Annotated in this window: 24 protein-coding genes and 1 pseudogene; 18 read left to right on the forward strand and 7 right to left on the reverse strand. The window is 69.7% G+C overall.

Annotated features, from left to right (window positions below; translation table 11 throughout):
• Nucleotides 1-14: 14 nt before the first annotated feature.
• Complete coding sequence (locus OG453_RS37595) at nt 15-1757, reverse strand: ABC transporter substrate-binding protein (protein WP_266873018.1); 1743 nt, start codon at nt 1755-1757, stop codon at nt 15-17.
• A gap of 219 nt (nt 1758-1976) precedes the next feature.
• Here OG453_RS37595 and OG453_RS37600 point away from each other — a divergent pair, with 219 nt between their 5' ends.
• The 9 genes from OG453_RS37600 (at nt 1977) to OG453_RS37640 (ending at nt 12775) form a co-directional block, all read left to right on the forward strand.
• On the forward strand, nt 1977-3131 hold the full coding sequence (locus tag OG453_RS37600) for an FAD-binding oxidoreductase (protein WP_266873019.1): 1155 nt from the start codon (nt 1977-1979) through the stop codon (nt 3129-3131).
• Between the two features lie 46 nt (nt 3132-3177).
• Nucleotides 3178-3492 carry a (2Fe-2S)-binding protein gene (locus OG453_RS37605; protein WP_266873020.1) on the forward strand — a complete coding sequence of 105 codons (315 nt, stop codon included), beginning with the start codon at nt 3178-3180 and terminating at the stop codon, nt 3490-3492.
• Nucleotides 3473-4948 carry an NAD(P)/FAD-dependent oxidoreductase gene (locus OG453_RS37610; protein ID WP_266873021.1) on the forward strand — a complete coding sequence of 492 codons (1476 nt, stop codon included), beginning with the start codon at nt 3473-3475 and terminating at the stop codon, nt 4946-4948. Before OG453_RS37605 ends, OG453_RS37610 begins: the two co-directional genes overlap by 20 nt.
• A gap of 88 nt (nt 4949-5036) precedes the next feature.
• Nucleotides 5037-5945 (forward strand): dihydrodipicolinate synthase family protein, encoded by a 909-nt coding sequence (locus tag OG453_RS37615; RefSeq protein ID WP_266873022.1) that lies wholly within the window; start codon nt 5037-5039, stop codon nt 5943-5945.
• A gap of 12 nt (nt 5946-5957) precedes the next feature.
• Complete coding sequence (locus OG453_RS37620; protein ID WP_266873023.1) at nt 5958-6965, forward strand: proline racemase family protein; 1008 nt, start codon at nt 5958-5960, stop codon at nt 6963-6965.
• On the forward strand, nt 6962-8344 hold the full coding sequence (locus OG453_RS37625; protein ID WP_266873024.1) for an aldehyde dehydrogenase: 1383 nt from the start codon (nt 6962-6964) through the stop codon (nt 8342-8344). Before OG453_RS37620 ends, OG453_RS37625 begins: the two co-directional genes overlap by 4 nt.
• A gap of 46 nt (nt 8345-8390) precedes the next feature.
• A complete protein-coding gene (locus OG453_RS37630; protein WP_266873025.1) occupies nt 8391-9113 on the forward strand; it encodes a GntR family transcriptional regulator in 723 nt (240 codons plus the stop codon).
• 161 nt (nt 9114-9274) lie between these two features.
• The gene (locus OG453_RS37635; protein WP_266873026.1) at nt 9275-10540 is read left to right on the forward strand and encodes an alpha/beta fold hydrolase; all 1266 of its coding nucleotides are present in this window, start codon (nt 9275-9277) and stop codon (nt 10538-10540) included.
• Nucleotides 10541-10804: 264 nt separating this feature from the next.
• Nucleotides 10805-12775, forward strand: a complete 1971-nt coding sequence (locus OG453_RS37640; RefSeq protein ID WP_266873027.1) for a collagenase — start codon at nt 10805-10807, stop codon at nt 12773-12775.
• Nucleotides 12776-12931: 156 nt separating this feature from the next.
• Here OG453_RS37640 and OG453_RS37645 read toward each other — a convergent pair whose 3' ends face one another.
• Both OG453_RS37645 and OG453_RS37650 read right to left on the reverse strand, forming a co-directional pair.
• Nucleotides 12932-13264 (reverse strand): hypothetical protein, encoded by a 333-nt coding sequence (locus OG453_RS37645; RefSeq protein WP_266873028.1) that lies wholly within the window; start codon nt 13262-13264, stop codon nt 12932-12934.
• Nucleotides 13265-13285: 21 nt separating this feature from the next.
• Nucleotides 13286-13432: a hypothetical protein gene (locus OG453_RS37650; RefSeq protein WP_266873029.1), complete on the reverse strand. Its 147-nt coding sequence runs from the start codon at nt 13430-13432 to the stop codon at nt 13286-13288.
• A gap of 189 nt (nt 13433-13621) precedes the next feature.
• Between OG453_RS37650 and OG453_RS37655 the strand changes: the two genes are divergently transcribed.
• The 3 genes from OG453_RS37655 to OG453_RS37665 all read left to right on the forward strand — a co-directional run bounded on the left by OG453_RS37655 (nt 13622) and on the right by OG453_RS37665 (nt 16506).
• Entirely contained in the window at nt 13622-15193 is a 1572-nt protein-coding gene (locus tag OG453_RS37655) for a hypothetical protein (protein WP_266873030.1), read from the forward strand.
• Between the two features lie 125 nt (nt 15194-15318).
• Nucleotides 15319-15924 (forward strand): LysE family translocator, encoded by a 606-nt coding sequence (locus OG453_RS37660; protein WP_266873031.1) that lies wholly within the window; start codon nt 15319-15321, stop codon nt 15922-15924.
• Between the two features lie 456 nt (nt 15925-16380).
• Nucleotides 16381-16506, forward strand: a complete 126-nt coding sequence (locus OG453_RS37665) for a hypothetical protein (RefSeq protein ID WP_266873032.1) — start codon at nt 16381-16383, stop codon at nt 16504-16506.
• A gap of 205 nt (nt 16507-16711) precedes the next feature.
• Here the strand turns inward: OG453_RS37665 and OG453_RS37670 are convergent, their stop codons facing one another.
• Both OG453_RS37670 and OG453_RS37675 read right to left on the reverse strand, forming a co-directional pair.
• The gene (locus OG453_RS37670) at nt 16712-17116 is read right to left on the reverse strand and encodes an FKBP-type peptidyl-prolyl cis-trans isomerase (RefSeq protein WP_323178709.1); all 405 of its coding nucleotides are present in this window, start codon (nt 17114-17116) and stop codon (nt 16712-16714) included.
• A 243-nt stretch (nt 17117-17359) separates the two neighbouring features.
• Nucleotides 17360-18430, reverse strand: coding sequence for an Lrp/AsnC family transcriptional regulator (locus OG453_RS37675; protein WP_266873033.1), 1071 nt, complete (start codon nt 18428-18430; stop codon nt 17360-17362).
• A gap of 95 nt (nt 18431-18525) precedes the next feature.
• On the opposite strand from OG453_RS37675, the gene OG453_RS37680 reads away from it, so the two are divergent.
• The 4 genes from OG453_RS37680 to OG453_RS37695 are packed head-to-tail and all read left to right on the forward strand — an operon-like array spanning nt 18526 to nt 23560.
• Nucleotides 18526-19776 (forward strand): MFS transporter, encoded by a 1251-nt coding sequence (locus OG453_RS37680; RefSeq protein WP_266873034.1) that lies wholly within the window; start codon nt 18526-18528, stop codon nt 19774-19776.
• Complete coding sequence (locus OG453_RS37685; RefSeq protein ID WP_266873035.1) at nt 19773-21080, forward strand: amidohydrolase; 1308 nt, start codon at nt 19773-19775, stop codon at nt 21078-21080. Before OG453_RS37680 ends, OG453_RS37685 begins: the two co-directional genes overlap by 4 nt.
• Before the next feature lies 1 nt (nt 21081).
• Nucleotides 21082-22038, forward strand: a complete 957-nt coding sequence (locus tag OG453_RS37690) for an alpha/beta hydrolase (protein ID WP_266873036.1) — start codon at nt 21082-21084, stop codon at nt 22036-22038.
• A 37-nt stretch (nt 22039-22075) separates the two neighbouring features.
• Entirely contained in the window at nt 22076-23560 is a 1485-nt protein-coding gene (locus OG453_RS37695) for an amidase (protein ID WP_266873037.1), read from the forward strand.
• Between the two features lie 605 nt (nt 23561-24165).
• Here OG453_RS37695 and thpR read toward each other — a convergent pair.
• Both thpR and OG453_RS37705 read right to left on the reverse strand, forming a co-directional pair.
• Nucleotides 24166-24843 (reverse strand): RNA 2',3'-cyclic phosphodiesterase, encoded by a 678-nt coding sequence (gene thpR, locus OG453_RS37700; protein WP_266873038.1) that lies wholly within the window; start codon nt 24841-24843, stop codon nt 24166-24168.
• Between the two features lie 127 nt (nt 24844-24970).
• Nucleotides 24971-25162 carry a hypothetical protein gene (locus OG453_RS37705; RefSeq protein WP_266873039.1) on the reverse strand — a complete coding sequence of 64 codons (192 nt, stop codon included), beginning with the start codon at nt 25160-25162 and terminating at the stop codon, nt 24971-24973.
• Nucleotides 25163-25291: 129 nt separating this feature from the next.
• Between OG453_RS37705 and OG453_RS37710 the strand changes: the two genes are divergently transcribed.
• Nucleotides 25292-25789 carry a hypothetical protein gene (locus OG453_RS37710; RefSeq protein WP_266873040.1) on the forward strand — a complete coding sequence of 166 codons (498 nt, stop codon included), beginning with the start codon at nt 25292-25294 and terminating at the stop codon, nt 25787-25789.
• A gap of 535 nt (nt 25790-26324) precedes the next feature.
• A pseudogene (locus tag OG453_RS37715) lies at nt 26325-26408 on the forward strand (IS5/IS1182 family transposase); the annotation flags it as partial.
• Between the last annotated feature and the right edge of the window lie 114 nt (nt 26409-26522).

Raw genomic sequence — 26522 nt, forward strand, 5'->3', positions numbered from 1 at the left:
GGTGGCGGCGCTCCTCAACCCTTGCTCTTGGCCGGGTTCTTGAGACCGACCGAGGCGTAGTCGAGCTGGCCGCCGAAGGAGGTCTGCCCGTACGCGCCCGCGATGTTGGTCCCCACCACCAGCGGCCAGCGCCGGACCAGGACGGGCACGGCCGGCGCCTTGGCGAGGATCTCGCCGTCCAGCTTCCGCCAGGCCGCGCCGGCCTTCCCGGCATCGGTCATCGCGGCGATCTCGTCCATCCGCTGCATGGTCGCCTTGTCGCGGAAGAGGGAGTGGTTGCCGGAGTTCCCCTTCTCCTTGATGAAGCGGCCGTCGAAGACGAAGGGCAGGAAGGTGGAGCCGGACGGGTAGTCGGGGCACCAGCCGGTGTAGACGAGGTCGGTGCGGTTCTTGGTGTCGCCGATGGTGGCGTAGAACGCGGACGGGTCGACCGTCTCGATGGTGACCTTGATGCCGGCCTTGGCGAGCGACTGCTGGATCGCCTCCGCCCGCCCCTTGTCGCCGTTGGAGACCGTCATCTTGGTACTGAAGCCGCCCGGCTTCCCGGCCTGCTTGAGCAGCTGCTTCGCCTTGTCCACATTGCCGGTGACGGGGATCTTCAGTGTGTCGGGCTGCTTGCCGTCGAAGAGGGAGGCGGGCATGTAGGCGGTGGAAGCGTCATTGAAGGCGGGGCCACCGGAGGAGGTGGTCACGACTTCCTTGTCGAGGGCGTACTGAACGGCCTGACGGACCTTCACGTCGCTGAACGGTGCCCGCCCGGTGTGCATCTGCACCATGTCGGTGCAGTTGGTCGACTCGGCGAGCAGCCGCTTGCGGACATCGGCCTTGGGCAGCACCTTCACCCCGCTCTCCGGCCGCAGCGCGTACCACGGGACGGTGGAGGCGTCCGCGCCCTGGCTGGCGATCATCCGGTCGTCGATCTGATTGGGCCGCAGCCCCATCACCATGACCAGCTTGTCCGGGTACGCCTTGCGTACCGAGTCCGTCTTGGGGTCCCAGTGGGGGTTGCGGACCAGCACGATCTTCTTGTTGCGCTGATACGTCTCGATCTTGTACGGGCCCGAGGAGAACGGACGGTTGTCGTACCGAGGCCCCTTGTCCTTCGCCTTCGGCACCGGGGCGAAGGTGGGCATCACCGTCACGTTGGGGAACTCGGCGAAGGGCCTGCGCAGTTCGAAGACGATCGTCCTGTCGTCCGGTGTCCTGATGGAGTCCAGGTGCTTGCCCTTGGCGGGGCCCTGGTAGCCCTTGGCGCCCTTGAGGTAGCGGGCGGCGTAGTCGGCGCCGCCGGGCAGGTCGGGGGAGAAGGATCGCTCGACGTTGTACTTGACGTCCTGCGCGGTGACCGGCGTTCCGTCCTCGTACTTGACCCCTGCCTTGAGGTGGAAGGTCCAGGTCTTGGCGCCGTTGGAGGAGGTGCCGAGGTCGGTCGCGAGGTCGGGGACGAGCTCGCCGCCGGCGGTTCCGGGGGCTGCCTTGTAGGAGACCAGGGTGCGGTAGAGCAGCCGGGTCCCGAAGTTCATGTCGCTCATGACCCAGTTGCGGGCCGGGTCGAGGTGCGTGAAGTCCGTGTTCGACAGGACGGTGAGGGTTCCGCCCTTCTGTGGAGTCCCCCCGATCACCTTGCCGTTGTTGGCCGTTGCGAGGTTCTTGCCCCGGGCGCCGCCCGACTTCTGTCCGCCGGAGCAGCCGGCCGTTCCGAGGATGAGGGCCGCCGCCAGTGTGGCGGCGAGGGCGGTACAGGTGCGCTTGTCCATGAGTGGTCACTCCGGAGGAGTCGAGCAGCCAGAGCTGGAGAGCTGGCTGGAATGTGACCCGTAACATAGTAATGTGAAATTGCACTGACAAGGTGTGAGCGACTTCGTTACCCACCCGTTCCCAAGTGGCTGCTGCGGTTGACCCTTCAACTGGGGGGTGGATTGGGCTCGTTGATCGCCACCCTTGGCAGAAGCAGTGCAATGTGAAATATTACTGACGTGCTGACAAGGAACACCGCAGACGTCATCGTCGTCGGGGCGGGCGTGATGGGCGCGGCCTGCGCCTATTACGCCGCCCGGTCCGGCCTCCGCGTCACCGTGCTCGACCGCGGCCCCGTGGCGGGCGGTACGACGGGGGCCGGCGAAGGCAACCTCCTGCTCTCCGACAAGGAGCCGGGCGCCGAGCTCGAACTGGCCCTGCTCTCCACCCAGTTGTGGCGGGAGATCGCCGACGACCTCCCGCCGGAGATCGAGTACGAGTCCAAGGGCGGCCTTGTCGTCGCCTCCGACGAGGCGGCGATGGGCGCGCTGCGGGACTTCGCGGCCCGGCAGCGGAAGGCGGGCGTGACGGCGGACGAGGTCGGGGTCGACCACCTGCACGACCTGGAGCCTCACCTCGCCGACGGCCTGGCGGGCGGCTTCCACTACCCCCAGGACGCGCAGGTCATGCCCGCGCTCGCCGCCGCGCATCTACTGCGCGCGGGCGGCGACCGGGTCCGCCTGAGCCTGGGCGAGGAGGTCACCGGCCTGCTCACCGGGGCATCCGGCGAGATCCGCGGGGTGCGGACGGCGGCCGGTGAGCACCACGCTCCGTACGTGGTCAACGCGGCCGGGACCTGGAGCGGCGAGGTCGCCCGCCTCGCGGGGGTGGAGCTTCCCGTACGGCCACGGCGGGGCTTCGTCCTCGTCACCGAGCCCCTGCCGCGCGTAGTGCGCCGCAAGGTGTACGCGGCCGACTACGTCGCCGATGTGGCCAGCGGCTCCGCCGCGCTGCAGAGTTCGGCGGTGGTGGAGGGCACCCCGGCCGGCCCTGTCCTGATCGGCGCCAGCCGGGAGCGGGTCGGCTTCGACCGCACGCTCTCGGTCGAGGTGCTGCGGCGCCTGGCGGCCCAGGCCACCGCGCTGTTCCCGGTCCTTTCCGGGGTGCGGGCGATGCGCACGTACGCCGGTTTCCGTCCGTATCTGCCGGACCACCTGCCCGCCATCGGCCCCGACCCGCGTGTCCCCGGCCTGCTGCACGCCTGCGGCCACGAGGGCGCGGGGATCGGGCTCGCTCCGGCCACCGGCCTTGCCGTGGCACGGTCCCTGACCGGCGGCGAGCTGCCGCTCGACATCACCCCGTTCAGGCCGGAACGCTTCCCGTCGACCGCCTGAGTCCACCCGCGACGAGAGTCCACCCGCCACGAGAGGAGAGGGGCCCATGGCCCGTACCCCTGCCGACCTGGTCGGCGCTCAGCCCGATCCGCCGTTCCCCGTCACCTTCGACGGCCGGACCGTGACCGCCCTGCACGGGCAGTCCGTCGCCGCCGCGCTGTGGGGGGCCGGAATCCTGGCCTGGCGCACCACACGGAACGGCGGGCGACCGCGGGGCGCGTTCTGCGGGATCGGGCAGTGCTACGACTGCCTCGCCACCATCAATGGAGAGCCCAACCGCCGGGCCTGCCTCGTTCCGGCCCGGCCGGGGGACGCCATCACCACTCAGGAAGGACACGGCCGTGCCGGACTCGGTGTCTGAATTCCAGGAGTCGCATGGGCTGTACGACCTCGCGGTGATCGGCGCGGGCTCCGCCGGTCTCGCCGGGGCCGTCGCTGCCGCTGAACTCGGCCTGTCCGTAGCCCTGTTGGATACCTCCACGCACACCGGCGGGCAGTTCTACCGGCATCCGGCGCCCGCAGTGGGTGCCGTCCGTCCCGAGGCCCTGCACCACGACTGGTCCGCCTACAGCGATCTGCGCCGACGGCTTGCGGAGAGCGAGGTGAGGCACCTTCCCGGACATCACGTGTGGAGCGTGACGAGGGGTGAGGAAGACGGCGACTTCTGGGCGGTGCACGCCGTCACCGGTGCCGACGGCGACGGCGAGCGTCCCGTACGCGTACGGGCCCGAGCGGTCCTCCTGGCGACCGGCGCGTACGAGCGTCAACTGCCCTTCCCTGGCTGGACATTGCCGGGCGTCGTGGGTGCCGGAGGGGCGCAGGCCATGCTCAAGTCCGGCCTGGTGCTTCCCGGGCGGAAGGTCGTCGTGGCGGGCAGTGGCCCCCTGCTGCTCGCGGTCGCCTCCTCGCTGGCCGCGGCGGGCGCGAGGGTGCCGGCCGTCGTCGAGGCGTCCGGATATCTGCGGTACGCCAGGCATCCCCGGGCGCTCGTCACCAACCCGCACAAGGCAGTTGAAGCCCTCACCCACGGCGCCGCGCTGCTGCGGCACCGGGTGCGGGTGCGCGTGCGCAGCGCGGTCACCGAGGTGCACGGCACCGACCGTGTGGAGGCCGTCACCGTCACCCGTCTCGACCGCGACTGGCGCCCCGTACGGGGGACGGGGCGCCGGATCGAGTGCGACGCGCTGGCCGTCGGGCACGGCCTCGTCCCCCAGATCGAACTGGCGACAGCGCTCGGCTGCACCACCCGCTCCCTGCCCGACGGCACCAGGGCCCTGGCTCTGGACGACCTTCAGGGGACGTCGGTGCGCGGCCTGTGGGCGGCGGGCGAGGCCGGGGGAGTGGGAGGGGTGCAACTGGCGTACACGGAAGGAGAGTTGGCGGGTGTCGCGATCGCCGCCCAGGTCCTGGGCAGTCCCGTCCACGGCGGCCGGGTGCGGGAACTGAAGCGCCGCAGAGGGCGGATGCGTGCCTTCGCCGACGCGATGGCCACCGTTCACGCGCCCGGTCCCGGCTGGCCACGGTGGCTCAGGGACGACACCGACGTGTGCCGCTGCGAGGAGGTCACCGCCGGCCGGATCCACGAAGCGGTCGAGGATCTCGGGGCGCGGGACGCCCGCACCGTCAAACTGCTCACCCGCGCCGGTATGGGCTGGTGCCAGGGGAGGATGTGCGGTGCGGCGGTGGCGTGCCTGGCATCCCGCGGCGGGACCGCCGAACCCCCGCTGGAGCGCCGCCCGTTCGCCACGCCTGTCCCGCTGGCGGCACTCGCCGCGCTCGACGCCCCTGTCGTGGACGAGCCACGGGACCCCTCCTAGGTTTCTGGGTTCCTGGGTCGCCTGGCTCGCCTAGGTCCCCCGCACAACGTAAGTGAAATGTCACATTCTCACGAGAGGTCTCTCTGACATGACCACCAACACCTGGAACAGCACCCGTCCTTGGCGCGGCATCATGGTCGCCACCACGCTGCCCCTGCGCGACGACCTGTCCGTCGACCACGACGCCTATGCCGAGCACGTCCGCTGGCTGCTCGACAACGGCTGCGACGGTGTCGTGCCGAACGGCTCGCTCGGCGAGTACCAGACCCTCACCGACGAGGAACGGGCCCGTGTGGTGCGGACCGCCGTCGAGGCCGCGGGCGACGCGGCGCGGGTCATGCCCGGAGTCGCCGCCTACGGCAGCGGCGAGGCCCGGCGCTGGGCGGAACAGGCCGCCGAGGAGGGCTGCGGCTCGGTGCTCCTGCTGCCGCCGAACGCCTACCGCGCCGACGAGTCGGCCGTACGTGCCCACTACGCCGAGGTCGCCCGCGCCGGGGTGCCGGTCGTCGCGTACAACAACCCCATCGACACCAAGGTCGACCTCACGCCGGACCTCCTTGCCCGGCTGCACCAGGACGGCAGCGTCGTGGCCGTGAAGGAGTTCACCGGTGACGTCCGCAGGGCGTACGAGCTCGCCGAACTCGCCCCGGAGCTCGACCTGTTGATCGGCGCCGACGACGTCCTGCTCGAACTCGCCGTCGCCGGTGCCGTCGGCTGGATCGCCGGCTACCCCAACGCGTTCCCCGCCAGCTGCGCGGAGCTGTACCACTGCGCCGTCTCCGGAGACCTGGCCACCGCCGTCCCGCTCTACAAGTCCCTGCACTCCTTGCTGCGCTGGGACTCCAAGACGGAGTTCGTGCAGTCCATCAAGCTGTCCATGGACATCGTCGGGCGGCGGGGCGGCCCTACACGCCCGCCGCGCTTCCCGCTCACCGGGGAGATCGAAGAGGGCGTGCGCGCCGCCACCGAGAAGGCCGTCGCGGCCGGGCACAAGTAGGGGAGGGCGGACATGCGTACCCGCCACGTCTTCCACGCAGTCGACTCGCACACCGAGGGCATGCCCACGCGCGTGATCACCGGTGGCGTCGGGGTCATCCCAGGCGCCACCATGGCCGAGCGGCGGCTGCACTTCATCGAGCACATGGACGACCTCCGTACGCTCCTGATGTACGAGCCGCGCGGCCACGCCGCCATGAGCGGCGCGATCCTCCAGCCACCCACCCGCCCCGACGCCGACTACGGAGTCCTCTACATCGAGGTCTCCGGACTGCTCCCGATGTGCGGGCACGGCACCATCGGGGTCGCCACCGTCCTGGTCGAGACGGGCATGGTGCCTGTCACGGAACCGGTCACCACGGTCCGGCTCGACACCCCGGCCGGACTCGTGACCGTCGAGGTCCAGGTGTCGGACGGCGCGGCCACGGCGGTCACGTTCACCAACGTACCGGCGTTCTGCGCCGCCCTGGACGGCAAGATCGCGGTGCCCGGGTACGGCACGGTCACCTACGACCTCGCGTTCGGCGGGAACTTCATCGCCTTCGTCGAACTCGACGCTCTGGGGCTGCCGTTCGACCGCGAGCGCAAGGACGACCTGAGGGACGCCGGGCTCGCCGTCATGGACGCGATCAACGCCTCGCCGCAGCGGCCCGTACACCCCGAGCGTCCCGAGATCGCCGGAGTCAAGCACGTCTACCTGGCCGCCCCCGGCTCCGACGCGCACCGCTCACGCCACGCGATGGTGGTCCACCCCGGCTGGTTCGACCGCTCCCCGTGCGGCACGGGCACCTCGGCCCGGATGGCGCAGCTGCACGCGCGCGGCCAACTGCCCCTGAACCAGGACTTCGTCAACGAGTCCTTCATCGGCACCCGCTTCATCGGCCGTCTGACCGAAGAGACCACCGTGGACTGCGGCGTGCCCGCCGTCGTGCCGACCGTCACCGGGCGGGCCTGGATCACCGGCACCGCCCAGTACTTCCTCGACCCGGACGACCCCTTCCCCGGAGGATTTCTGCTGTGACCGCCGTCGGACCCGTCATCACCTCATACAACCCGGCCGATCCGTCCGACGTACTTCTGCGGATCCCGGCGCCCGGCGCCTTCGAGACGGTCGACACCGTGGAGCGGGCCCGCGCCGCTCAGCCGGGCTGGCTGCTCGGCGGGGCGGCCGCCCGCTCGGCCGCCCTCGGCGCGGTCGCCGACGCCATCGACGCGGCACGCGTCGAGCTGGCCGCACTCGCCGTCCGCGAGGTGGGCAAGCCGCTCACCGAAGCCCGCGCGGAAGTCGCGCGCACCGCCGCGATCTGGCGGTACTACGCCCAGGCTCCGTACGAACCCGTCGGTGCGGTCCACGAGACGGCCGCTGGGCCCGGACTGCTGTTGTCCCGCCGCCGCCCGCACGGCGCGGCCGGTCTGATCACGCCCTGGAACTTCCCCTTCGCCATTCCGAGCTGGAAGGCCGCCCCGGCGCTCGCGGCGGGCAACACGGTCGTCCTCAAGCCCGCACCCGAGGCCACGGGGTGTGCGCTGCGCCTGGCCGAGATCATCCAACAGGCCATGCCCGCAGGGGTGTTCACCGTCCTGCCGGGCGGGGCGACGGAGGGCAACGCGCTCGTCTCCGCCGCCGACGTGGTCTCCTTCACGGGCTCGACCGCCGTCGGCCAGGCCGTCGCCCGCGCCGCAACGGCCCGCGGCGTGCCGGTTCAGGCGGAGATGGGCGGCCTGAACGCGGCGATCGTCCTCGCGGACGCCGACATCGAGCAGGCCGCGGCCCACATCGCCGCCTCCATCGCCGGGTACGCGGGCCAGAAGTGCACCGCCACCAGCCGCGTCATCGCGGTCGGCGCGGCCCTTGAGCCCCTGCGCGAAGCACTCGCCGAAGCGCTGCGGGCCGTGCCGGTGGGCGACCCGACCGACGTGGCGACCGTGTGCGGGCCGCTCATCAACGAGCACGCCCGAGGCCAGGTGGGCGACGCCGGGCACGGCCTGTGCGTGCTGGCCGGCGGTACCGTGCCCGACGAGCCCGGCTGGTACGCGGCCCCGACCCTGGTCGAGAAGGTCCCGGCGGGCCACCGGCTGCTGCGCGAAGAGGTCTTCGGCCCCATCGCGGCCCTGCTGCCCGCCGACGACCTGGCCCACGCGGTGCGGATCACCAACTTCGTGCCGTACGGCCTGGTCACCTCTGTCCACACCGCCGACCTGAACACGGCACTGAGCGGCCTCGATCGGCTCGACACCGGAATGATCCGGGTCAACGCCCCATCCACCGGCGTCGACTTCCACTTGCCGTTCGGTGGAGCCAAGGCGTCCAGCCACGGGCCGCGCGAACAGGGCCGGGCCGCGCTGGAGTTCTACACCTCGAGCCGGACCTACACCCTGTCGCCAGCAGGGGCAACGTGACATTGTATGGTAGTGGTCTGTACCAGATCGAAGGGACCACCACCGCATGGGGCACCTGAAGCACCACGACCTCAACGCCACCCGGGAGCGGCTGCGCGACCAGGTGGCCCACGCCCTGCGGGCCGCTCTGATCTCCGGTGAGCTGCGTCCGGGCCAGGTGTACTCGGCGCCCACGCTCGCCGAGGACTTCGGCATCTCGGCGACGCCCGTACGCGAGGCGATGCTCGACCTGGCCCGCGAGGGCCTGGTCGAGCCCGTCCGCAACAAGGGATTCCGGGTCACCGAGGTCAATGAGCGTGACCTCGACCAGTACACGGAGATCCGCGCCTTGATCGAGGTCCCCATGATCGGCCGGATCACCCGCAGTGCCGCGCGCGAGGACCTGGAAGCGCTGCGCCCGGTCGCCGAGGAAATCGTCCGGGCGGCGCGGGACCACGACCTCATCGGTTACCTGGACGCCGACCGGCAGTTCCACCTCTCGCTCCTCGCCCTCTCGGGCAACGACCGCCTGGTCGAGACGGTCGGCGACCTGCGCAAGCGCTCCCGCCTGTACGGGCTCTCCACCCTGGACGAGCGCGGCGAGCTGATCCCCTCGGCCGAGGAGCACTTGGAGCTGCTCGACCTGATGCTCGCGGGCCAGGCGAAGGCGGCGGAGAAGTGCATGTCCAAGCACCTGGGCCATGTCCGCTCCCTGTGGGCCAGCAGCGGCAGTTCCTCCTCGCCTGAGGCCAACTCGGCGGCGGGGCGCACCCGGAAGCGTTCCGCCTGAGGCTCTGAGGCCCTGACGTCCTGAGGCCCTGAAGCGGGACGGCCCGCCCATCACTTGGTGCTATGCCCAGGTGGGGGCTCCCCGGAAGGGGGTGGCTCAGCCACGCTGGCGCATGCAATGTCACACACCATTACGTGCCTGCCCCGCTGTGAAAGGGACCGATGAACCCGGCGTACGCCACCACCGACCACCGCTTCACCGTCCCACTGGACCACTCGGCCCCGCACGGCCCGACCATCGAAGTGTTTGCGCGCGAGGTCGTCGACCCGGCCCGCGGCGGTGAACAACTGCCCTGGCTGCTCTATCTGCAGGGCGGTCCCGGCGGCAAGGCCCCACGCCCTTCGGCCGGTTCACCGGGCTGGCTGCCCCAGGCCCTCAAGACACACCGGGTGCTGCTCCTCGACCAGCGCGGCACCGGCCGCTCCACGCCGGTCACCGCGCGCACGGCCGCCCGGTTCGTCTCCGCCGCCCAACTGGCCGCGCATCTGGCCCACTTCCGCGCCGACGCGATCGTGGCCGACGCGGAACTGATACGCCGTCAACTGTGCGGCGGGGAAACCTGGGAGACGCTCGGCCAGAGCTATGGCGGCTTCATCACGCTGACCTACCTCTCGCACTCCCCGGAGGGCCTGCGGGCCTGCTACGTCACCGGCGGCCTGCCCGGTCTCGCCGCGACCGCCGACGACGTGTACGCCCGTACCTACCCGCGGGTGCGGGAGCGGGTCCTCGACTTCTACGCCCGCTACCCGCACGACGCCCCACGCCTCCGCAAGATCGCCGATCGCCTCGCGGCCGACGACATCCGGCTGCCCGGCGGGGACCGCCTGACGATCGGCCGTCTGCGCGCCCTCGGCCTCGCGCTCGGCATGGGCGACGGGTTCGAGCGGATCCACTGGCTGCTCGACGAATCCCTGGACGCGGACGGCGAGTTGACGGACACCTTCCTCCACCAGGTCGAGGCCCTGACCGGCTTCACCGACAACCCGCTGTTCGCCGTCATGCAGGAGTCGCTGTACGGGCAAGGTTCCGCCCCGGGCAACTGGGCGGCGTCCCGCGCGCTCGCCGGCTTCCCCGAGTTCGCCGAGGACGCGGACCCGCTCCTCCTCACCGGCGAAATGATCTACCCCTGGATGTTCCGGGAGATCAGGGGGCTGCGCCCCTTCGCGGACGCGGCGGACCTCCTGGCCCGCCGCGGCGACTGGCCCTCGCTCTACGACCCGCACCGCCTGGCCGCCAACCAGGTCCCCCTGGCCGCTGCGGTCTACCACGACGACATGTACGTCGACGCCGGCCTCTCCCTGCGCACGGCACGCGAAGTCGGCGCCACTCGAGTCTGGGTCACCAATGAGTGGGAGCACGACGGCGTCACCGCCTCGGGCGGCCGCGTCCTCGCGCGCCTGATGGACCTGGCCGCGGGCCGCGCGTAAGCCGACCGTTCTGCCGTGCGGCCGGCTCCTTCAGTTCCGTCTCGGAATCTCAAGTTCCCCTACGGGAACCCCCTCTGACGACCCATCGGTTTCTTCCGTTGCTTGCAACCCCTTCTCACTGCCATGTGAACTGTGAAATTGTACGGGCACATTTTCGGTGGGCCTGACAGCTCCGGCGGTGCTCAACTTCCGTTGCCGTCAAGGTCCGTACCCCCCACTGCCGTGCCCCGCGCACGGCTGCCGACTGGCCTGGAGGCCATCGCTATGCGCAGACCCCCCACCAGAAAACTCGCACAACTGCTGATACCTACAGTGGCCGTCGCCGGCCTGGGGCTCGCCCTGCTCGCCCCCAACGGCGCGGCGGCCCCGGCCGACGCCGGGGCACCCAAGCCCGCACCGAGGTCGGCCCCCGCTCCACAGCCCGCCTCCGCCACCGTGCTCGCCGCCGACCTCGCACCCGGGCACGCGGCCGACCCCGCGCGATCGGCCACGAAGGCCTCGAACTCCGCGCAACGCCCTCCGCTCCCCGCGGCCCAGAACGCCGCAGAACGCAAGAAGGCCCGCTCTGCGGCGAAGGCCGCCGCGGACTGCAACGTCAGCGACTTCACCTCGAAGACCGGCCCTGCCCTGGTCGAGCAGATCAAGCAGTCGGAAACCACCTGCATCAACACACTGTTCAGCGTGACCGGTGAGGACTCCAAGGCCCTCTTCCGCGAGGAACAGATGGTCACGGTGGCGAACGCACTCGAGGACGTCGCGACCAACTACCCGGGGAACAACAGCACTTTCGCATCCCAAGTGGTGCTGTACCTGCGTGCCGGCTACTACGTCCAGTACAACCAGCCGGAGAACGTCGGCGAATACGGCCCGACGCTGAAGAGCGCCATTCAGGGCGCCCTGGATGCCTTCTTCGGCTCGTCCCACGCCTTCGACGTCACCGAGGCCAACGGCGAGACCCTCTCCGAGGCGGTCATCCTGATCGACAGCTCCGGAGAGAACGCCCGCCACCTCGACGTGGTCAAGCGCCTGCAGAAGGACTACAACGCGTCGTACGACGAGTTCTACGGGATGCTCGCGGCGGTCAACAACACCTACACCGTGCTCTTCCGCGGCCACCAGCTGCCGGAGTTCGCGGAGGCCGTGAAGGCCGACCCGAGCGTCCTCACCGGACTGCGTGACTTCGCCGTCGCCCACGACGACCTGCTCGGCACCGACAAGTCCTACCTGGCCAGCAACGCCGGACGCGAACTCGGCCGCTTCCTGCAGCAAGCCGACCTCAAGGACACCGTCAAGCCGTTGGTGAAGGAGCTGCTCGGCCGCAGCGAGATCACTGGACGCACCGCCCCGCTCTGGGTCGGCCTCGCCGAGATGACGGATGAGTTCGACAAGGAGAACTGCGCCGAGTACGACACCTGTGACCTGCAGGACCGCGTACGCGATGCAGTGCTGACGATCAAACACGAATGCGGTCCGAGTGCGAAGATCCTCGCGCAGGAGCTGACCGCGGCCGAACTCACGGCCACATGCGACAGCATCCTCAAGCAGGACCCGGTGTTCCACGGCATCGTCAAGGACAACGGCCCGGTCAAGGACGACAACAACACCAACATCGAGATCGTCGCCTTCAACTCCAGCACCGACTACAAGACCTACGCCGGTGTCGTCTTCGGCATCGACACCAACAACGGCGGCATGTACCTGGAGGGCGACCCGGCCGCCGAGGGCAACCAGCCGCGTTTCATCGCTTACGAGCAGCCGGCCCAGGACGGCGCCTTCCAGATCTGGAACCTCAACCACGAGTACACCCACTACCTCGACGGCCGCTTCGACATGTACGGCGACTTCGCAGCCGGGCAGACCACCCCGACGGTGATGTGGATCGAGGGTTTCGCCGAGTACGTCTCCTACTCGTACCGCGGTATCACCTACGACAGGGCGATCGAGGAGGCGGGCAAGAACACCTACAAGCTCAGCCAGCTCTTCGAGACCACCTACGACAACACCGACACCACTCGTACCTACCAGTGGGGCTATCTGGGCGTCCGTTACATGCTCCAGTCGCACCCCGAGGACGTTGCCACCCTGCTCGGCCACTACCGAGCAGGCGAGTACGACGCGGCCCACACCCTGCTCCGCGACACCATCGGCACCAAGTACGACGCCGACTTCGCCGACTGGCTGAGCAAGTGCGCCGACGGCGACTGCGGCCAACTGCCGGCCCGTAGCGGCCGGTGACCGGGGCCTCGGTCACCGGCAGGAACTGAGTCAGGAGAGCCTGGTGTCACGCGCCCCGCTCGTGCGCGTGACACCAGCTTCTCAACTGGCCCGGTTCATCAAACAGCTGCTGACGGCTCCGTCGCCTCACCGGCGGGGCCTGCGGTGCTCTGTCGCTCAGTCCAGTTCGGGCAGGATTCCCTCGGGTCCGCCGGAATCCATGATTCCGCGAAGGGACGCCATCATCGCGTCGACCCCGCCGGTCGGGACGATGACGAGGTCGGGGCACTGGAAGAAGGCGCCGCCCGCGCATTCGCCCGTTTGCTTCCAGCGCTCCATGACCTCGGCGATCTCGCGGAGCGTCATGAAGGTGGCGCTCCACCTCGTTCCGTCGGGCAGGCAGAGCTCGACGTCGACGTTCTCGACGTCCTCGGCGCGGTCGTCGGTCCCCAGCATGAAGAGAGCCGAGAATCGGTCGTCCACGACGACGTACTGCGGGTCACTTTCCATAGAGCTGCTTCAGCCTCGCAATCACCTTGGGCTCGTTGCCTTGTCGGCCTTGCCGACGATCTCGATGCCGCCGTCCACGTTCCGGAAGAAGAGGCGTCTGCCGTTCCGGCCGCGGGCGTACGTGATGTCGGTTCCCGCCGGCGCCTTGCTGCCGAGTCCCGGGTTCATGCTTCCACGGGACAGCTGCTCGAAAAGGCCGTCCAGGTCGCGCTGGACCGTCTGGTTCCTGCCGGCCTGGTGCGCCGCCTTCGCGAGGAGGGAGTCCTTGCCGATGGCTGACGTGATGAGCCGGCACGGGGCGGCGTTGTGCAGCGACGGAATCGTTCACCAGGGATCATCGAAAGATACGCTCCTGCGATGCGTCTGATACCCGACGACCCGTTCCCCGAGATCGGCCACCCCTTCACGACCGACGTGAGTGCGGACGGCCGCTGGATCGCCGTCAGTTGCCACGCGAGCGGCCGCGACGGACATGGTCGGATCGTCGTCTACCGGACGAGCGATCTCGCCCTGTGGGACCAGATCGTGGTGGAGCAGGGCATCGAGGGGCTCGCCTTCCATCCCGCCTTGCCCGTGCTCGCCGTGGGCACGGAGGAGGGGGACGAGTTCGAACTCCGGGGCGGGCTGCTCCTGTACGAGCCGGAGACCCGGCGCCGTACCGACGTGGCCGTCGCCGGGGCCGGTGTCAGCGCCTTGCGCTGGCGGGACGTGCGCCGCCTGGAGGTGACGTTCGCTCGGCCGGTCGTCGACTTCGAAGACCCGGGGCGAGTGACGTACACGCGATCCGTCGCCGAGCGCGACGACTGGCTCGACGTTGCGGCTGACGTGCTCGCGGCGCTGGTCTCCTGGCCGCAGGTGCCGGTGGAGGTCGACTGGAGCCGCGTCAAAGGACCGGACATCGACCAACCTCAGCGGTACCTTGCGGGCGTCGCCGCCGATAGAGGCCGCGCCTGGACCCGGCGGCCCGGGACGGCCGTTGTGGAGGTATTGCGGGACGGCCGGATGCTGGCTGCGGCGCGGAGCGGGGTCCTGCTGGAGTGCTGGTCGCCCGACGGCACCCTGCAGTGGTGCGTGCCGGCGCCTGACGGGCCGTGGCAACGCAACGGCTGTCGGCTGTATGTCACCCCGGACGAGGAGAGCGTCTGGATCACCGTCCTGGAGGGCGACAGCAGTGACCGGCGCACCCTGCTGTGCCGGTTCGCCCTCGCCGACGGCGCCCAACTCGCCGAACTCCGCCTCGACTTTCCGGTTGCCATCGCTGCGCGCACGGATGGCGCCTGGGTGGCCAGGGACTCCCGGGAGCTGTTCCCCGGGCCGCGCTGGCCGCCGAACGAGAGCGTCGTGCTCACGCCTTCCGGGCGACAGCTGGGCACCCTGGCATTGGGGGAGAGCGACAGTTCCTACGTTTTCCCGGTGCGACGCTCGCCCCATCTGCTTTTCCTCTGCGGCGTCGGTTCCGGGGACGTACGCACGGAAGTGTTGGAGAAGTGGGTCGTACAGGCGGACCCCAACGGGATCGAGCGGTTGTTCCCGCTGGCCTGGGACGACTCCCTCGGCCCTCGCTTGCGGGGCGGTCCCGCCGTGTACGTCGACGACGATGCTGGGCCAGGGCTCGTCCACACCTGCACGGCGCGCGACGGCACCCACCTCGTACGTCGCGCATACCCGGGCGGTGCTGTGGCCTGGGCGCACCGCTTCGACGCGCCGGTTACCGGGGTCGACGTCCACGACGGTCTCGTCCACGTCGTGACCGGAGCCGGGTCCTGCGAGCTGCTCACGCTGCGAGCGGCGGAAGGCACGGTGGTGCGGCGGGGGACGCTGACCCTCGGCGGGCACGTCTACACCCCGACCAGCCTGAGCACCGGTCCGGACGGGGGCCTGGTGATCGGCACGGTGGAGGGGCGGCTGATCAGGACGCGGGCGGACTAGGGTGCTCTGCCCGCACTCAAGGGGGCGACCCTTTATGGACCTGTGAGACCGGCATGCTTTGGCTCTGCAATCCGGTCCGTTGCCGCGACAGAGTGAGAGGACCTTGAACTTTCTGGAGGTCCCCCTTGAGTGTTGCGTTCCTGCTGACCGCCCTGGTTGTGGTGGTCACCCCCGGCACCGGCGCGGTGTACACCCTCGCTGTCGGACTGTCCCATGGCCGACGGGCGAGCGTCGTCGCTGCGCTCGGCTGCACTCTCGGCGTCGTTCCGCATCTGGTGGCGACGATCACCGGCCTTGCCGCGCTGCTGCACACCAACGCCGTCGCCTACGAGGTGGTGAAGTACCTCGGTGTCGGTTACCTGCTGTACATGGCCTGGGCGACGCTGCGCGACAAGGAGGCGCTGACCGTCGAGAAGGAGGCCGAGCCGTGGTCGGCGGCTCACGTGATCGCCTCGGCGGTGCTGACCAACCTGCTCAACCCGAAGCTCACGATGTTCTTCGTCGCGTTCCTCCCGCAGTTCGTCCCCGCCGACGAGTCCGGCTCCCTGGGCGTCATGCTTCAGCTCAGCGCCGTTTTCATGGCGCTGACCTTCGGTGTCTTCGCCGCCTACGGGATGTGTGCCGCTGCCATGCGCAACCGAGTGCTGGCCCGGCCGAGGGTGATGCTCGGCATCCGCCGGGTGTTCGCCGCCTCCTTCGTAGCCCTGAGCGCGCGGCTGGCGGTGGCGTGAGAATGCGGTTCCAGCCTGCTGGAAGGAGCATTGTGCAGAGTCCGCGCGGTTCACCTGATCCGCAACGCCCTTGCGCCACGCGCCAGTTCGGCCTCGCGTGAGGTGGTGAGGGCGACGGGGCTTCTGGCTGGGGAATTCCCAGCCAGAAGCCCACTTCATGCGCCCTAGAAGAATCCAAGTTTCTTGGGCGAGTAGCTACAAAGAATGTTCTTCGTCTGCTGGCGGTACAGCGGCTGCACCCAGCCTGACCGGTGAAAACGGCGGTAGCTGTGGCTCTCGGGAGGTTGCTGGTCCGGAGATGGTCCGGATCTTGGCGCGCGTGGTGCTGGGGAGGGCAGGTTTGGGGTGCAGAGGGGGAGCGGGACCGGTCGGGCAGGCCCGGAGCGTCCGCCGAGTGGGGGACTGCTGCCCGGGCGAGACCTGATTCCGTCGGCCAAGCTGCTCATCGAGACCGGAGTGAAACGTGACCGTCGGCTGATCCTCCTCCCCCAGCGAGGGAAGTCCTCGTCGAAGTTGGTGCTGGTCTGCGCCAACCTGGAGGAGTTCTGCGCCCGCAGCGTCGGCCTGCCCCTGATGCGGTAACACCCGCAGGGAATCCGTGTGGTGGACATCGACGGCATCGTGCCGCCAGGCGCGGCCACTCTCAGCGGGCTCTGTGAGGAGCGTCCGAGAAGGATCCGACGTCTCTTCCGTGCTCGTGAGGCCGAGACGGACTGCCGAGAGGAGAGACAAGAAGCCGTCCACGAAGTGCCAGACGCCGTCGATGCCACAGTCGTGCGCAGGGGCGCTAGGCGTTGCTCCACCCGGCTGTGCTGGAATACGAGGCCAGCAGGTCCACCACGAAGAGGAGGGTCGAGCCCGCCGGGATCAACGGTGATGGCGACTGATTGCCGTAGCCGAGACGTGGGGGAATGATGATCTCGCGTCGACCGCCGACCTTCATCCCTTTCACCCCTCGGTCCCAGCCCTTGATAACCCTGCCACCGCCCAGGGCAAACTTGAACGGCTCGCCCCGGTCCCAGGAGGCATCGAACTCCTTCCCGGACTCGAAGGCCACCCCGACATAGTGGACCCTGACCACCATGCCCGGCTTCACCTCGGCCCCGTCCCCGACGACCAGGTCCCGGATGGTCAACTCGGTAGGAGCGTCACCCTCCGGAACGTCGACCTCGGGTTTCGTCAGTTCACTCATTGCACCCTCATCGCTCTCCGCCGAGTACCCTCCGCACGGGCCGGCCGGACACATGACACTGAATGCGGCAGATGGACACGCTACCGGGAGTGCCGAATCCGCCTGGAGGTCACTTCCCGTGTTGCTGGCAACGCCGCTCGGTGCCCCCGGTCAGGGACAGGCGTGTCGGACCGTTCAGTAGTCGACGCGAACGGCTCTCGCCAGGCAGGCCGGGGAGAGCACGAGGCGTGGCAGGTGCCGGGGTCAGACCTCCGGCAGAGCGAAGGGGACGTGCCCGACGGCGCGGCCGGTGGTGTCGAGGAGCCGGCCCATGCGCTTGCGGGAGTGGAGGAAGACAGTGCGGTCGCTGACCTTCAGATGCGGGAAGCGTTCCGCGAGGTGCGCCTCGAAGGGGTCGATGGCATGCAGGCCGCGCAGCCAGACCATGACCAGGAGGTTGTCGGAGCCGCTGACGGACACGGCCAGGCGCACCTCTTCCCTACGAGCCAGTGCGTTGCCCGTGGCCTCGAGGTGGGTGTGGGGGACAGCGGTGCGGTACAGCACGATGGTCGAGAGCCCGGCGAGGGGATGGGCCAGGTCGCAGCGGAAGGTGATGTCCCTGTCCCGGATCATCCGCTGGAGCCGGCGCCGTGCGGTGTGTTCGCTCATGCCGGTCGCGGTGCCCAGTTCGGTGTAGCCGAGGCGTCCGTCACGGCCGAGGGCTTCCAGGAGGGCCTGCTCCGCGGGCGGCGGCCGGTGGTGCATGTGGGCGCTGTACGGAGTCGGGCGTGAGGTGCGCGGGGCGGAGAGTTCCGCGTCGCCGGACGGTTCCATGGCCCGCATGCGCCAGTCGCCGCCTTCGCTGTACAGGGTGATGCCGAGGCGTGTGCGGGTGGACCGTACGCCTTTCAGGCCGCCGATCAGGCCGTGCACCGAGCGGCCGAGGGAGGGCAGGTCGGCAGCGACGACCGACGCCAGGAGATCGAAGTCGCCGGCCGTCTCGTCGACGCTGAAGACCCAGGGCATGTCGGCCAGCGTGGCGCCGGCGGATTCCACGGCCCGGGGCCGGCACCTGACCTCGACGTAGGCGACGGTCGTCGCCTTCGCGGAGTCGTACGCGCTGACCCAGGCCAGACCGCCCGCCCGCAGACGTTCCCAGCGGCGGGCCGCTGTGGTCGCGTCCACGCCGAGGGCCCTGCCGATCCGGGACCACGGTGCCCGGGGAGCGGCCTGGAGCGCGTCGACGAGGGCCAGGTCCAACTCGGAGAAGGGGGCACTCTCGTCCGCGGTGCGGGAATCGGGGAGCGGAGCTCGTCCCGAGATGTTTTCCTGCAATCTTCTAGGGATTCCTGTCACGGATCGGATCGTAGGGGCACTTCCGGCCGATTCCCAGCCCCGGCTTCGGCCGCCCGGAGTCGAAGGAGTGCCGCGTGTCTGCTCCGCCCCCGCAGCCCGTCCGCAGAACCGTCCGGATCACGATCGTGCTGCTGTTCACCGCCTGGCTGGTCGACTACGCCGACCGACTCGTCATCAACCTGGCCCTGCCCTCCATCGGCGACGAGTTCGACGTGGGCCGCGGGGAACAGGGCCTGATCGTCTCGGCGTTCTTCCTCGCCTACGCGCTGTGTCAGATCCCCGGTGGCCTGCTCGCCGACCGGCACGGCGCCCAGCGGGTCATGCTCTGGGCCCTGCTGTCCTGGTCGGTGTTCACCGCGCTGACCGGCTTCGCCTGGTCGTTCGGCGTCCTGCTGCTGATGCGGTTCGCGTTCGGTGCCGCGGAAGGCGTCTTTCCGCCCGCTTCGATGAAGGTCCTCGTGGAGCGGACGACACCGGCCGAGCGGATGGGCGCCAATGGCGTGATCATGAGCTCGAACGCCCTCGCCGGGGTCCTCACCCCGCTCCTCGTCGCACCTCTGATCGCCGCTTTCGGCTGGCGTTCGGCGTTCTTCTCGGCGGCGGCGCTCGGCGTCTTCGTCGTGGTGGCGATACGGGTGTGGCTCCCCGCGCCGCTGCCGGTGGTGGCCCCGGAGGCCCGCGTCGACCGGCGGCGCGCCGGGGGCGTCCTGCGCAAGGGCGTGATCTGGCGGTTCAGCGCCATGATGTTCGGCTACAGCCTGATCGTGTGGGGTCTCAGCACGTGGATCCCGTCCTATGTGAGCGAGGAGTACGGCGTCTCGCTCGCCTCGGCCGGGGCCCTCGTGGCGATTCCCGGCCTCGCCGCGACCGGCGCGATCGTCGTCGGCGGGCGACTCGCGGACCGCCTGGGCGGCCACCACCGCAGGGTGATCGTGCCCAGCATGACGGTGGCCGCCGTCACGCTGCTGTTCATGGTCTTCTCGCCGTCGCTCATCGGCTTCATCGTCTTCGGCACGCTCGCGACGACCGCCGTCTCCCTCTGCTACATGCCGATCCTCGCGGTGCCGCTGGGCGGCCTCGCGGCCGAGGACGTCGGCGTGGGCAGCGGGGCGATCGTCTTCGGCGGCCAGGTGGCGGGCATGGTCGCCCCGCCCGTCATCGGCGCGCTCGCCGACGCCTTCTCGTTCAAGGTGGCCTTCGCGTCCTTGGTGCTCGGCGCGGCCATCGCTCTTGTGATGGCGCTTCTCACCCCGCAGGACGCCGCCTCCTTCCGGGCCGCCACCGGCGCGTCCGAACTCCCCACGCCCGCAAAGGAGCACTCATGACCGCCGCCTCCGCCGCGCGCCTGCTGTCCGGCTTCCCGGACCGGCTGCCCGGCCTGCGCACCCTGTACGAGGACCTGCACGCCCACCCCGAGCTGTCCTTCCAGGAGTTCCGCACGGCCGCCGTCGTCGCCGAACGGCTGCGCAAGCAGGGCTGGGAGGTCACCGAGGGCGTCGGCGGCCCCGGCGTCGTCGGAGTCCTGGCCAACGGCGAGGGCCCGGTGGTCCTTCTCCGTGCCGACATGGACGGGCTCCCGGTGCGGGAGCGGACGCAACTGCCGTACGCCTCCCAGGAGATGGGCGTCGACAGTGAGGGCAACAAGGTTCCCGTCATGCACGCTTGCGGCCATGACATGCACGTCACCTGCCTGCTCGGCGCGAGCGCCCAACTCGCCGCCGCCCGTGGGGAATGGCGCGGCACGGTCGTTGCCGTGTTCCAGCCGGCGGAGGAGGTCGGCGGAGCACCGGCCATGATCGAGGACGGCTTCCTGGAGCGCTTTCCGCGCGCCGACGTCTGCCTCGGCCAGCACGTGTCCCCGGCCCCCGTCGGTCTCGTCGGCACCCGCCCGGGCACGGTGATGGCCGCCTCCGACAGCCTGCGGGTCCGCCTTCACGGCCGCGGCGGACACGGTTCCACGCCCGAGACGACCGTCGACCCGATCGTCATGGCCGCCGCGGTCGTCATGCGGCTGCAGACGGTCGTCTCCCGAGAGGTGGGGGCGGCGCAGACCGCCGTGGTGACCGTCGGTTCGCTGCACGCGGGCACCAAGGAGAACATCATCCCGGACACCGCCGACCTGCGAATCAACATCCGCTCCACGACTCCCGCCGTACGGGAGAAGGTCCTGGCGGCCGTCGAACGGATCGTCCGCGCCGAGGCCGCCGCGTCCGGCGCGCCCAAGGAGCCCGAGATCACCGCTCTCAACGCCTTCCCCGTCACGGTCAACGACCCCGACGCCACCGGCACGGTACTGACCGCGATCGCCGAAGTCCTGGGCGGGGAGCGGGTGTTCACCCTGCCCGAACCCCTCACCGGCAGCGAGGACTTCGGCACCTTCGGCACGGCGCTCGGTGTCACCTCGGTCTTCTGGCACTTCGGCGGCGGCGACCCGGCCCTCTTCGAGCACATCGACCCCGACACCTTGCTGACGGACGGCCTGCCCGACACGGTCCCGGCCAACCACTCCCCGTACTTCGCTCCCGTACCCGAACCCACGATCCACACCGGTGTGACGGCGCTGCTCGCGGCAGCCGCGCACTGGCTGTGTGCTGAGGACGAGCGCGCCCGCGCCCGACAGGAGAAGTGACGTGCCCCTTGACCCGGACATCGAGACCTTCCTGCGAAGCCTCGAGCAACTCGACGCCCCCGAACCGGGAGGGAACGCTGCGGCACAAGCCAGAGCACGGCTGCGGGTGCTGACCGACGACCACCTCGACCAGGCCACAAAGCCCGAGGCCGCGGAGGCGGCCTCCACTGTGCTGGCCGGGTCCGTCCCCGCCCGCGTCTACCGGCCGCATGCCACGACGCCCGCGCCGACGGTGGTGTACCTGCACGGTGGCGGCTGGGTGGCCGGCGACCTCGACACACACGACGTGCACGCCCGGACCCTGTGCCACGACCTCGCCGCCGTCGTGGTGAGCGTCGACTACCGGCTCGCGCCCGAACATCGCTTCCCCGCCGCGGTCGAGGACGCGTACACCGCCCTCACCTGGGTCGCACAGCACGTGGAAGCGTTCGGCGGCGACCCCGCCCGGCTGGCCGTCGGCGGCGACAGCGCGGGGGCGACGCTGGCCGCCGTGTGCGCACAACAGGCCCACGCCGACGGCCTGTCCCTGGCCGCCCAACTGCTGGTCTACCCCAGCACGGACATGGCCGGCGCGTACCCGTCGCGGGCCGAGAACGGCGAAGGCTACTTCCTCACCACCACGGAACTGCGCTGGTTCTTCGAGCAGTACCTCGGCGTCAGCCCCGCCGATCCCGCCTCCGACGCCTCCGCCGCGTTCGGCGCCGACCCGCGGGTCGCGCCCCTGCGGGCGAAGGACCTGTCCGGGCTCGCTCCGGCCGTCGTGGCCACCGCGGAGTACGACCCGCTGCGTGACGAGGGAGACGCGTACGCCGAAGCGCTGCGGGGCGCCGGCGTACGCGTCGAACACCGGCGGTTCGACGGTCTCGTCCACGGCTTCTACGGCATGGACCACATCAGCCCTGCCGCAGGGGCGGCGACGGCCTGGATCAACACCGCGCTCAAACGACTGCTCGCCTGATACCCCCTCACCTCCCTCACCTGCAAAGGACGTCCGCATGAACCCGAACGACGCCGGCACCGATCTCGATCTCGCCTACCTCAGCGCCACCGAGGCGCGACGGCTCTTCGACGCCCGCGAACTCTCCCCGGTGGAGCTGATGCGCGTCGTCATCGACCGCGCGGAGCAGACCGAACCGGTCGTCAACGCCTTCACCGAACAGCTCTACGACGAGGCACTCCAACAGGCCCGGCACGCCGAGGACCGCTTCCTCGGCAAGGGCGGCCTGACGCCGCGCCCGCTCGAAGGCATCCCGGTCGCCACGAAGGAGAAGCACGCCATCGCCGGGCGCTCCCTCACCGAGGGCTCTCTCGTCAACGTCGGCAACACCGCGACCGAGAACGCCCCGGTCATCGACCGGATCCTGGACGCCGGCGGCATCATCCACGCCCGCACCGCCACCCCTGAGTTCTCCATCGCCACCTTCACCCACAGCCGCCTGTGGGGCGTTACCCGCAATCCCTGGAACCCAGACTTCACCCCTGGCGGCTCGTCCGGCGGCGCCGGCGCCTCCCTGGCCGCCGGTACGGCGCTGCTCGCCTCCGCGTCCGACATCGGCGGCTCGACCCGTATCCCCGCCGCCTTCACCGGCACCGTCGGCTACAAAGCCCCGTACGGCCGGATCCCCGGCGTGGCACCGCTGTCAGCCGACCACTACCGCGGCGACGGCCCCATGGCGCGCACCGTCGACGACTGCGTCACCTTCGCCAACGTCCTGTCAGGACCCGACCCGCGCGACCACGTGTCGCTGCGCCCGAGACTCGTCCTGCCGGCCGAGTACGACGCGGTCGCCGGGATGCGCATCGCCCTGTGCCTGCGCCTGGGCGCCTACGACGTCCACCCGGAGATCGAGGCCAACACCCGCGCTGTCGCCGGCGCCCTCACCGACGCGGGCGCGATCGTCGAGGAGATCGAACTCCCGTGGACCAAGGACGACCTCCTCATCAGTGCCGCCGCACACTTCTCCACCATCTTCGGCGCCCTCGTCCGCGAGATCGAAGCCGAGCACCGCGACCGGATGTCGCCGTACGCGGCAGCCTTCGCCGACACCATGGCCGTCGCCCGGGAGCAGGTCACCTACCTCGACGGCCTGCGCGTCGAGACCCGGCTGCAGCGCGAACTGGGCGAAGCGATGGCCCCCTTCAACGCTCTCATCTGCCCGACCACAGCCGTTCCGGGGCTGCCCGCCGGAGACGATCTCCTGGGCCGCCTGGTCGTGAGCGGCGAGGACCACGGCGAGCCGCTGTGGGCGGCGATGACCCTGCCCTTCAACATCAGCAACCGCTGCCCTGTCCTCAACGTGCCCAGCGGTCACTCCAGTTGGGGCATCCCGACAGGCGTCCAGATCGTCGGCCATACCTACGACGACCCGACCGTCTTCCGTATCGGCAAGGCCCTGGAACAGCTCCGCCCCTGGGCCTACACCGCGAACCACCGGCCGACCGTCCAGCCGACGCCTCTCGTACAGTCAGCCACCGATTGATCGTCGGTCCGTCCTCACCAGGCACTGAGCCTGTTCCAACCTGCCTTCCGAACTTGCTCGTTGGGCTGACAACGTGGAGAAGCCAGTCCTCGCGCGGCGCTCGACAACCTCGGGACCACCCGAGAGCCCACTGCCGTGTGACCGCGCCCGTCACCCGACGTCGTCCGCACTTCTTCGCATGCTTCGTCCCGCCGAGGGCGACGCGACGTAGCGCCCCAGCTGGTCCGTGGCTGGTCCGGGATGGGCGCAGATTCATGGTGAACGGGTCCGGAAGGTTGCTGAGCGGTTACGGATAGTGGCTGCGCCCTGTGGGTGCCTGGAAGAGTAAGGCCCCTCCAGTCACCGAACTTGAGGTTCTAGAAGAACCCAAGTTTCTTAGGGCTGTAGGAACAAAGAACGTTCTTCGTCTGTTTGTGCTACCGGATCGCCATAGCCTCTGACATGTGGCTATGTGGGGAATTGGCTGCGGCTGAGCTGAGTTGGTCCGTGCCTGGTCCGGATCTTGGTCCGTGGCCTGTGGCGTCGGCGTGCGAGGTCAGAGGTTCAACCAGAGGCGCATGCGGTGACCCGACTCCTTGAGCGGCGCAGTGACCGTCTGTCCGGGTTCAGGACACGTGGGGCCGAGCCGGCATCATCGCGGGGCCCGAATCGTCCTGGTGCTCAGGCACAGCAGCCTGTGGCGTTTTCGAATCGGGATGCCTTTGCCCAGTGACCAGGGCCCATGCGTCGATGTCCTGGTAGCGCCGCGGGCCTGGGTGGCCGCTTACCGTGCTGCCGACCAGGTGGAGGTGTTCGGTTTGCCAAGGGCGTCCGGTGAAGCGGTCGAGGCAGGCGGCCGCCGCTGTTACGGACGCGTTGTCGTAGCGGCGAGCGCGGGCCAGCGTGAGGTGGGGCTGCAGCGGACGTTCGGGGAAGGAGACGTCGCAGTCCCTGACCCGGGCCCGCACTGCTTCGGCCAGCTCGTGCAGTCCGTCGAGATCACCCTCGATGCCGGTCCACAACACGCGCTCGTCGAAGTGTCCGCCACCCAGCAGCGCCAGCTCGAGAGAGGGGCGGACAGCCGCCAGGTCGGCGAGGGGTGAACGAAGCCGCTGGACGGCCTGTACCGGCAGTTCGCCCAGGAAGGCCAGGGTGATGTGCCAGTCCTCGATGCGGTTCCAACGCAGGTCGGGATGGGCGGTGTAGACCGGGCTCAGCGCGTGCGCCAGCTCGTTCTTCGCATCGTCGGGCGGCGCGAGAGCGATAAACGCGTGCTGGGTGGCGGTCTGGGGTGGCTCGGTCACGGACGTCTTCATACCTCATGCGTCCGCGGGGCCGAAGCCTGATGGTGCTGCCCGTAGCGGATGTCCGAGCAGGGAGCGCGCGCCTCTGCCAGGCGAAAAGATCTCCTTGAAGTCGTTGCCCGCCGGTTCACGCCACGTGCGTGGCGGCCTCTGGTAGATCGGGTAGGTCGACGCCGCACACGGCGATGGTCTCGTCGCAGTAGTAGTAGAGCGCGATGTTGTCGCCGAGCCGCGAGAGCGTGGCAGTGGGCGATGCGGGCAGTTCGCCGAGGGCGCGCGCCACGACGGCTCGGGTTGCTGGGGCAAGTGCTGCGACCACAGCTCTGCATGCCAAGAGCGTTAGAACTTCCGGCCTTCGGGCCGTCGGGACGGGATCATCTGGGGATGGATCTCCAGGGGAATTGGGGCGACGGCCGCAGCTGCCGCCACCCTCGTCGGAATACCGGCGATGCTCGTGGTCGGCCGTTGGCAGCTACGGGCCGCCATGCGAGCGGCGGAAGAGACGGCCGCTGCCGGCCTGGCTCAAGCCAATGCGATTTACAGGGCGGCGCTTGACGCGGTGCGGGCACAGGGCCACATAGAACACGTGAAGTGGCGGCGCGGAATTCAACGGGACTCCTACGCGGCCTTCTTGCAATCCGTGCTCAGATACCACGACTACGCCTCCAACTTGGAGCCCTCAACCGAGGACGAGGAGCTGCGGTCGCGCACGGCCGGGCTGAAGCCGCTGGAAGCAGAGATGTCCCACAAGGGCTGGGTGGTGCGACTGGAGGGTCCGGAGGAAGTCTCCGCCGCAGCACGCGACTTGCAGCTCGCCGCCACCACCCTGGCGATAGTGATACGAGGCCACGCGCTCCAGATGAGTGCGGTTGCCAGCATCTCAGGTCAGATCCAAGATCATCCGAGAGAAGTAGCAAGGATTTGGGAGCTGATCCCAATTCTGTGAGCCATTTCACCTGGGGTTTTGCTGGTGAATCGGGCATTGATGCTGATTTCAATCCGGTTGAGCACTCCTTGATCCTTCTCGGCTTTTGGGGCGTGCGCACACGTGCGCACGCCCCAAAAGCCGCATTGGTGCAGGCCTGTTGGACCGCTTCTCCCGACACAGCTCGTCAGCGTGGTCGGAGTCACAGCAGCAACAACGGTCACTGAGGGCAGTGCTCGGGAGCTCATGGGAGGGCCCTGTGGCCTGTGGCTGCGGAGTCAGCCTATGGGGATATGGTGAGCCGCTCAGCTGCGCCGGTCTCGCTGTCCGAGGGTGCCGACGGACCATGCCCGTCGTAGATGCCGGATGACGTGTATGCAGCAATGGGTGGGCTCGCGGAGTCCTTCGCCGTTGTGTTGTCCGCTCAGTTCCTCGTCCACTGCGGCGTGTTGGCCAAGCAGCCCGATGTAGCGGCGGACCTCGACTGCCGCACCACGTCGCGGCGTCGACCCCGGCGCGGCCCGCACCCACCGGATCATCCGGATCTGCGAACGCCTTGGCCGTCGTGGTCGGCCGGCCCTTGACGGGTAACCGCAACGACTACCGGGCATGGGAGGAATCCGGCGCCAAGGCCGCCGTAGTCGCGGGCACGCCGCTTTTGGCCGGCCCTCGAAGGCGCGGTGTGTTCTGGATGGTCCGAACGACCTGGCAGGAGTTCGTGCCAGAGAAGAACTGTGCCGGTACGCACAAGCAC

The organism is Streptomyces sp. NBC_01381 (genome assembly GCF_026340305.1).
Taxonomy (GTDB): domain Bacteria; phylum Actinomycetota; class Actinomycetes; order Streptomycetales; family Streptomycetaceae; genus Streptomyces.